At 36.8% G+C, this 8,462-nt stretch carries 2 protein-coding genes and 1 pseudogene; all 3 read left to right on the top strand.

All coding sequences use genetic code 11. The features are described 5' to 3' along the window. A partial coding sequence (locus ACFINA_RS09025; protein WP_375615459.1) for a YadA-like family protein occupies nucleotides 1–282 on the top strand: 282 nt, incomplete at its 5' end. Between the two features lie 1,080 nt (nucleotides 283–1,362). Next, nucleotides 1,363–4,437 carry a YadA-like family protein gene (locus ACFINA_RS09020; RefSeq protein WP_375615458.1) on the top strand — a complete coding sequence of 1,025 codons (3,075 nt, stop codon included), beginning with the start codon at nucleotides 1,363–1,365 and terminating at the stop codon, nucleotides 4,435–4,437. 1,142 nt (nucleotides 4,438–5,579) lie between these two features. Further along, a pseudogene (locus tag ACFINA_RS09015) lies at nucleotides 5,580–8,462 on the top strand (hypothetical protein); the annotation flags it as partial.

Below are 8,462 nucleotides of genomic sequence, written 5' to 3'. Positions count from 1 at the left end.
ACGGATATGAAGTTTGAGACATTGAATTATGCTATTCAGGATGTTCGGAAAGAAGCAAGACAAGCTGCTGCTATTGGTCTAGCAGTATCTAATTTAAGCTATGACGATACACCGGGAAAATTAAGTTTTTCACTTGGTACGGGTGTATGGCGCAGTCAATCTGCACTTGCTATTGGAGCTGGTTATATGTCTGAAAATGGAAGATTTCGCTCTAACGTATCTGCAACAAGTTCTGGGGGACATTGGGGTGTAGGTGCTGGATTTAGGGTAACACTGAATTAACAATAGAAAATTCGAAATAAATTTTCCTTCTCTTATCAAATGCGTTACATGTGCCATTTAAAGAGAAGGAAAGTTATTTTTATCATAAATGAATAGCAATAAAAGATAAGGGCGTATTTCGAGTAAAAATATATTTTTTATTGTGAAATTTTATATGAAAAAATCATTTATCATCTCCAAAAGGAATTATTTGAATAATCGATATTTATTTTTAAGAGAGTTTTTCCTTCTTGTCTCATCAGACAAGGGGTAAAATTTTATAAGAAGTGATATTTTACACAGAAATTCATAGAGTAGTATACTTGTAAAGTTTTATAATAATATATTCTGTAATAATAATCTTAATGGGACTAATTAACAAAAAAATCACAAATGCAGAGTGATGTTTTCATATAAATTAACAGCATACGTGTAACCGCACAATATTTGAAAACTATACAGTTTATAGTTTATAATAGAATATCCACTGGGGGTATCCTTAAAGAAATAAAAAATCTCATTTTTTCCTTGCTATTTTTTAATAATCTGTATAAAGTGCGAAAAATTAATTAAAGGAAACTAGAAATCTTCTCGCAAAGCGGGGTGCGGTAAGTTATGGCAAAATTACAAAATCACAATTATCTGATCTCAAAAAGCTTTAAGAGATATAAATATGAAGCTCAGGGGTATCTCGCTTATTTTTACGGCAGAAGCGTAATAACCCTACAAAAAATGCTCTAAATTACTCAGCAAACAACTTAACTAACTTCCGCAATAAAAACCTTTTATTGCCTCTTAAACACATAACACCTAATAATAGTACGCAAACATGTTTTTTCTACACTTCGTTCACCTTTCTTCACCTTTAAATTTAAAGGATCTGCTAAAGAAAACCCCACCTCCTTAAAGGAGGATAAATAAAAACCTTATTAATTGGACTATCGATCCCGTCGACTACTATATCATTGATATCTTAGATAGTCCTCTTCCGCATTATGACAACCCTAATCTTTTATAAAAAAATAATCTCTGGAGCTTAGTAGCACCGGAATGTGTCTTTTTAATGTTTTTAATATCTTTTTCTTACTTAGAGGATTTATTATGAAAAAAATATATACCACACCACGCACGCTAGCAGTGAGTAATTTAAAAAAATCTTGCTCACCTTATCGATTACCTTTTATTAAAACGCTTTCATTGGTTTCAGTAGCTGTTTTTTTATCCGGTGCTTCTCCTGTTTCTGCTTGTGATGCGTGGGGCAATATATCGCAGTATTTTGGTGCTGGTACAAATGTACTTAAAGATATTGCACCAACTTATATAATTAACGGTAGAGTGTACAGAGATGTTGGCTCTGCATTATATGGTTTGGAACGTTATGCTGCTGAAGTTGCGGGCAATAATCTTGTTAAGCAAGATAGCTCAGGGCTTATTACAATTGGTGCGAATGCACGTGGCAATAGAATAAGCATTGAAAATAGCTCTCATGAATTGAGAACTCTTACTGGTGTTAATAATGGTGTGATTTCGCCATTCTCGTCTGATGCAGTTAATGGCTCCCAAATTTTTTCTCTAGGTCTTGCTATTTCTAGCTATTTTGGTGGTGGTGCTGGATTTGATAGAGTAAAATGGACGCCTCCTACTTTTAAAGTTAAGGTTTTTGATAAGGATGGTAATGGAGCTGAAAAGAGCTATCATAATGTTGCAGATGCCTTTACAGGCGTAAATAGTTCTTTCACAAATCTTGATAAAAAGATTGAAAATGTAGTCGTTAATGTGGCAGGGAACAACCTTGTTAAGCAAGATGATACGGGACTTATTACCATTGGTGGAAAAGTAAATGGAACGAGGGTAAGTATTGCAAATATTGATAATGCGGTTCGGACTCTTTCAGGTGTTAATGCTGGTTCTATTACAGCAACATCGACTGATGCAATCAATGGTTCTCAACTTTATTCCATGAGCAATGTCGTTGCAGGCTATTTTGGTGGTGGTGCTGGCTATAAAGATGGAAATTGGAGTGCTCCTACTTTTACAGTTAAGGTCTTTGATAAGGATGGTAATGGAGCTGAAAAGAGCTATCATAATGTTGCAGATGCCTTTACAGGCGTAAATAGTTCTTTCACGAATCTTGATAAAAAGATTGAAAATGTAGTCATTAATTCAGCAGGAAATAACCTTGTTAAGCAAGATGATACGGGGCTTATTACCATTGGTGGAAAAGTAAGTGGAACGAGGGTAAGTATTGCGAACGTTAATAATGTTGTACGGACTCTTTCAGGTGTTAATGCTGGTTCTATTACAGCAACATCGACTGATGCAATCAATGGTTCTCAAGCTTATGCTATGAGCAATATGATTGCTAGCTATTTCAGTGGTAATGCTGGATATGATGCAGATGGAAACTGGAATGCTCCTACTTTTACAGTTAAGGTCTTTGATAAGGATGGTAATGGAGCTGAAAGAGACTATAAGAATGTTGCAGATGCCTTTACAGGCGTAAATAGTTCTTTCACGAATCTTGATAAAAAGATTGAGAATATAGTCATTAATGGGACAGGTGATGATCTTGTTAAGCAAGATGCAGGTGGATTTATTACCATTGGTGGAAAAGTGAGTGGAACGAGGGTAAGTATTGCGAACGTTAATAATGCAGCACGGACTCTTTCAGGTGTTAATGCTGGTTCTATTACAGCAACATCGACTGATGCAATTAATGGTTCTCAAGCTTATGCTATGAGCAATGTAGTTGCTAGCTATTTCAGTGGTAATGCTGGATATGATGCAGATGGAAACTGGAATGCTCCTACTTTTACAGTTAAGGTTTTTGATAAGAATGGTAATGGAGCTGAAAAGAGCTATCATAATGTTTCAGATGCCTTTACAGGCGTAAATAGTTCTTTCACGAATCTTGATAAAAAGATTGAAAATATAGTCATTAATTCGGCAGGGAATAACCTTGTTAAGCAAAATAGCGCTGGACTTATTACGATTGGTGGAAATGAAGCTGGTAATAGAATAGATATTGCAAACAGTGTAAATGCTCCACGAATTCTCTCTGGGATTAGGGGTGGTGCATTTACAGCAACATCGACCGAAGCAGTAAATGGTGGCCAGCTTTATTTTATGGCTCAGGCATTTGCGAGTTATTTCGGCGGTGGTGCTGGATATGATGACTCTGCAACGTGGAATGATCCTACTTTTACAGTTAAGGTCTTTGATAAGGATGGTAATGAGACTCAGAAAAGCTATAAGAACGTTGCAGATGCATTTGCTGGTGTGAATAATGCTTTAACAACTTTGAATCTTGGTATTGTTAAGATAAATAATGGCCTTGGTGTTGGTGAAACAGAGGTTCCACCGAGGAGTGGTGATAGGCAGAATATTACAGCTGGCTTTCCTTTTATGAGAAGCGCACGTCTTCTAAGAAGCTTACCTCTTATCATAGATGAGGCGGAAAATTCTATGGATGAGGAGGATAATTCAACCGTGGTAACTGTTGCTCCTAGTGAAATTTTAGAAAAGTCAACTTATGAGGTGACTGACAATCAGTTTTCACAGATGAGTAACAGGGTAACAGAAGTTGAAAACAAGGTAAACAGCGTTACAAACAGGGTAACAAACATTGAAAAAAAGGTGGATGTTGCGGTTAGCTATGATACTGATGATAGCGGAAAGAAAACCAATAGCATCACTCTAAAAGGTGTCGATGACAGTGAGCCTGTTTTGATTACTAATGTTAAAGATGGAGAAATTAAAAAAGACTCTAAGGACGCAGTGAATGGTGGTCAGTTATACAAGCATACCGAGGAGCAGATGAGGATTACTCTTGAAAGTGCGAACAAATATACGGCTGATCAAGTCAGTAAAGGTGTTAACGAGGCGAAATCCTATACCGATATGAAGTTTGACGCACTAAGTTATGATATTACGAATGTGCGCAAAGAGGCTAGGCAAGCAGCAGCGATTGGTTTGGCAGTGTCTAACTTACGTTACTTCGATGATCCAGGATCTGTGAGTGTTTCATTTGGTGGCGGTTTTTGGCGTGGACAATCTGCCTTTGCGATTGGTGCAGGTTATACATCTGAAGATGGCAAGATTCGTTCTAATTTATCAGCAACCAGTGCTGGCGGTAAGTGGGGTGTAGGTGGTGGAATAACTCTAAAATTAAAATAACACCAGAGAATATGAAAAACTACAATTTAAGCGAAGTTTCGCCCTTGTCTTATCAGACAAGGGCGAATTTATATTATCAGAGTAATATACTTATAAAGTCTCATCACAATATATTCTATAGGAATAATTTTAGTGAGATTGAATTGAGTAAAAAATGAAGCGCTTTAATAAAAATTTTACAAATGCAGAGTAATATTATCATATAAATTGATAGAGTGCATAATTGCACAGTATTTTAAAACTGTACGTTTTATAATTTCATTAATAAAAAATATCTATTGGGGGGATATGCTTAAAGAAACAAAAAAATCTCACTTTTTACTATTTTAATTATTTCTCTGTACACAGCAGTGGCAATGAAACTAAGACTCATTTTGGACAAAACGGAGATACCTCAAACTGACTGTAAAACAGAACCTCTACATAAGTCTATAACGCGTAAAAGTTATGAATTTTTATTATAGAGAATTTTACGTTACATAAATCAGAAAGACTCATTCTGTAAAAATAATTAAATTCATTTTTCTCCTTGCTATTTTGTTTAAAATTCTATAAGACTCATTCTGGAACAAACAGAACAAAAAAATTCTCGCAAAGGGAGGTGCGGAAAGTTATGAAAGAATCACACGATTATCGTCATTTTGCTCTAAAAGCTTTCAAGGAAAATGACTCGAGAAATCAAGAAACAAATCACTTGTTCTTGTGATAAAACCACAATAATCCTATAAAAGTTTTACCTGAACTTATCACGGGGTCTAAATGACCTAAACCTTTCCCTCATAAATATTCACTGTCCATTAAGCATACAAAACGAACTCTTTTATTTCAAATAACTATAAATCACACATCTAACAGTAGCGTACAAATATGTCCCTTTCATTCTCTATTCTTACCCGCAAATTCAGAAATTACTACAAACAAACAACTTGCTTAAAGGCAGAATAAACCAAAACCTCACTAACCAAACTATTAATCAACGTTAATCGTAATCTCATCGGAGTTCTAATCTGCTCCTTTCAATCTTTGCGAAAAACCTAAGCTTTATAAAGAACAGACGAAAAACAAATCCTCAAATTACCTTTAGTGCTGAAATATGTCTTTTTAATGTTCTTGATATATTTTTCTTACTTGGAGAATTTATTATGAAAAAATTATGTACCACATCAAAGGCGCCAGTGGTGAATGGTTTTAAAAATTCTTGCTTGTTTTATCAATTACCTTTTATTAAAGCACTTTCAGTGGCTTCAGTGATTGTTTTTTTATCAACCCTTTTTCCTGTTTTTGCTACTGCTCATATTGTAAATGACGTATCAAACGATTTTAGTGGTGCTACAAATGTGCTTAAAGGTATTCCGCCAGCCTATATCGTTGGCAGTAAATTATACAAAGAGAGTGGCTCTGCAGGTATGGGGGGTGAAGAAAACTTCAAAAACTTAAAATATAATATTAACTTTCAAACTAAAAATGCTTTTGATACTGCATTTTTGGGCAGTGAAGGTTATGAGAATGTAGTGGAAGCATTTTCTGGCGCTAAGAATGATTTCACAAGTTTGAATCATCAGATTATTGAAATAAAAGAGTCTCCTGTCATTGAGAAGAAACAAAATAATCTATCTCAAGGGTATGATCAGCATGAGAATATAGACAGAGGCAACCTTCCTTTTATGAGGAGTTCACTCCCATCACTAAGCCGAGCGGATGAAGACAGGGCGGTAAGTATTGCTGCTAGCTCACCATTAACGAAGTTAACTATTAAGAATAGTGAAGGTAAATCTCGGACTCTTTTGGATGTTTCTCCTGGTAGGATCTCAGGAGGCTCAACCGATGCTGTAAATGGTTCCCAGCTTTATATCCTAGGGAGCAGTGTTGCAAAATCTTTGGGCGGTAATGCTGAGTATGAAAATGGCGCATGGACAGCACCTAAATTCACGGTTAAAAAATTTGCATCTGATGGCAGTGTTTCTGACTCGACTTATGACAGTGTCGCATCTGCCTTTGCCGGTGTTGGTGATTCCATTACGAATATTAAGAATGAGATTACAAAAGAAATTGCTGGTGAAAAAAGTGATTCTTTAATCTGGAGCAAAACGGCGAATGCCTTTGTAGCGACACATGGTGAAGAGAATACAAGTAGCAAGATTACGTCTCTTAAAAATGGAGACATTACAGCAACCTCAACTGATGCCATAAATGGTTCTCAGCTTCATACTCTAGGAAGCAGTGTTGCAAAATCTTTAGGTGGTAATGCTAAGTATGAGAATGGCACGTGGACTGCTCCTATATTCAAAGTTAAGCAGTTCAATTCTGATGGTGACGTTATTGACTCGGCTTATGACAGTGTCGCATCTGCCTTTGCCGGTGTTGGTGATTCCATCACGAATATTAAGAATGAGATTACAAAAGAAATTGCTGGTGAAAAAAGTGATTCTTTAATTTGGAGCAAAACGGCGAATGCCTTTGTAGCGACACATGGTGAGGAGAATACAAGTAGCAAGATTACGTCTCTTAAAAATGGAGACATTACAGCAACCTCAACTGATGCCATAAATGGTTCTCAGCTTCATACCCTAGGAAGCAGTGTTGCAAAATCTTTGGGCGGTAATGCTAAGTATGAAAATGGCGCATGGACAGTACCTACATTCAAGGTTAAAAAATTTGCATCTGATGGTAGTGTTTCTGACTCGACTTATGGCGATGTTGCATCTGCCTTTGCCGGTGTTGGTGTTTCATTCGAGAATGTTAAAGATAAATTTAATAATATTAAGGATGAAATTAGCAAAGAGATTGAAAAGGACATTACGGCTGCTAAAAATGACGCTTTGTTGTGGGATAAGTCCAAAGGTTCTTTTGTAGCGATACATGGAGACAAGAAAGAAAACAGCAAGATTACATCTCTCCAAAATGGAGATATTTCTGCTATTTCAACGGATGCTGTAACGGGTAATCAGCTTCATACCCTAGGTGATAAAGTTGCAAAATCTTTAGGTGGTAACGCTAAATATGAGAATGGCACATGGACAGCTCCTACATTCAAGGTTAAAATAATCAATTCTGAAGGCCATGATGAAGAGAAAAGCTATGGTAATGTAGCGGAAGCGTTTTCCGGTGTAGGTAGCTCTTTTACGAATATTAAGAATGAAATAGGCAAAGACATTGCCGATGTGAAAAGTGATTCCTTGAACTGGAGCAAAACGGCGAATGCCTTTGTTGCAACGCATGGATCAGGGGACGCGAAAGCAAATAGCAAGCTTACATCTCTATTAGATGGGGACATTAAATCTGGCTCGACGGATGCAGTGACGGGTAACCAGCTTCATAAATTGGGCGATCAGGTAGCAACATATTTTGGTGGTAATGCTAAGTATGAAAATGGCACATGGACAGCCCCTACATTCACGATTAAGAGCGTGAAAGAAGATGGCAATACAGAAGATAAAGAGTATCATGATGTAACCACAGCCTTTTCTGGTGTAAGTACTTCTTTCAGCAATGTGAATAATTCCATCACGAATATTAAGAATGAAATAGGCAAAGACATTGCTGATGTGAAAAGTGATTCCTTGTTGTGGAGTGAAACGGCTAAAGCCTTTGTTGCAACGCATGGATCAGGTGAAGCGAAGACAAATAGCAAGCTTACATCTCTATTAGATGGGGACATTAAATCTGGCTCGACGGATGCAGTGACGGGTAATCAGCTTCATAAATTGGGCGATCAGGTAGCAACATATTTTGGTGGTAACGCTAAGTATGAGAATGGCACATGGACAGCTCCTTCTTATAAAATCTCTAATATTACTAATGATGGTGCGGTAACGGATAATACTTATAACGATGTTGGAAGTGCGTTTGCGGGTCTTGATACGAGTGTCCAGAATGTAAATACGCATCTGTCTAATGAGGTCAAAAAGTTTGATGAAAAAATAAGTAATATTACTCAATCAGTTCAAGGTGATTCCTTGTTGTGGAGTGAAACGGCTAAAGCCTTTGTAGCGACGCATGGATCAGGTGAAGCGAAGACAAATAGC

Origin of the sequence: Bartonella sp. AC10YNML, assembly GCF_042196825.1 — a bacterium.
In the GTDB taxonomy this organism is placed as follows: Bacteria; Pseudomonadota; Alphaproteobacteria; order Rhizobiales; family Rhizobiaceae; genus Bartonella.
Note: the sequence above shows the minus strand (reverse complement) of the source record. Positions and strands in the feature narration are given on the sequence as shown.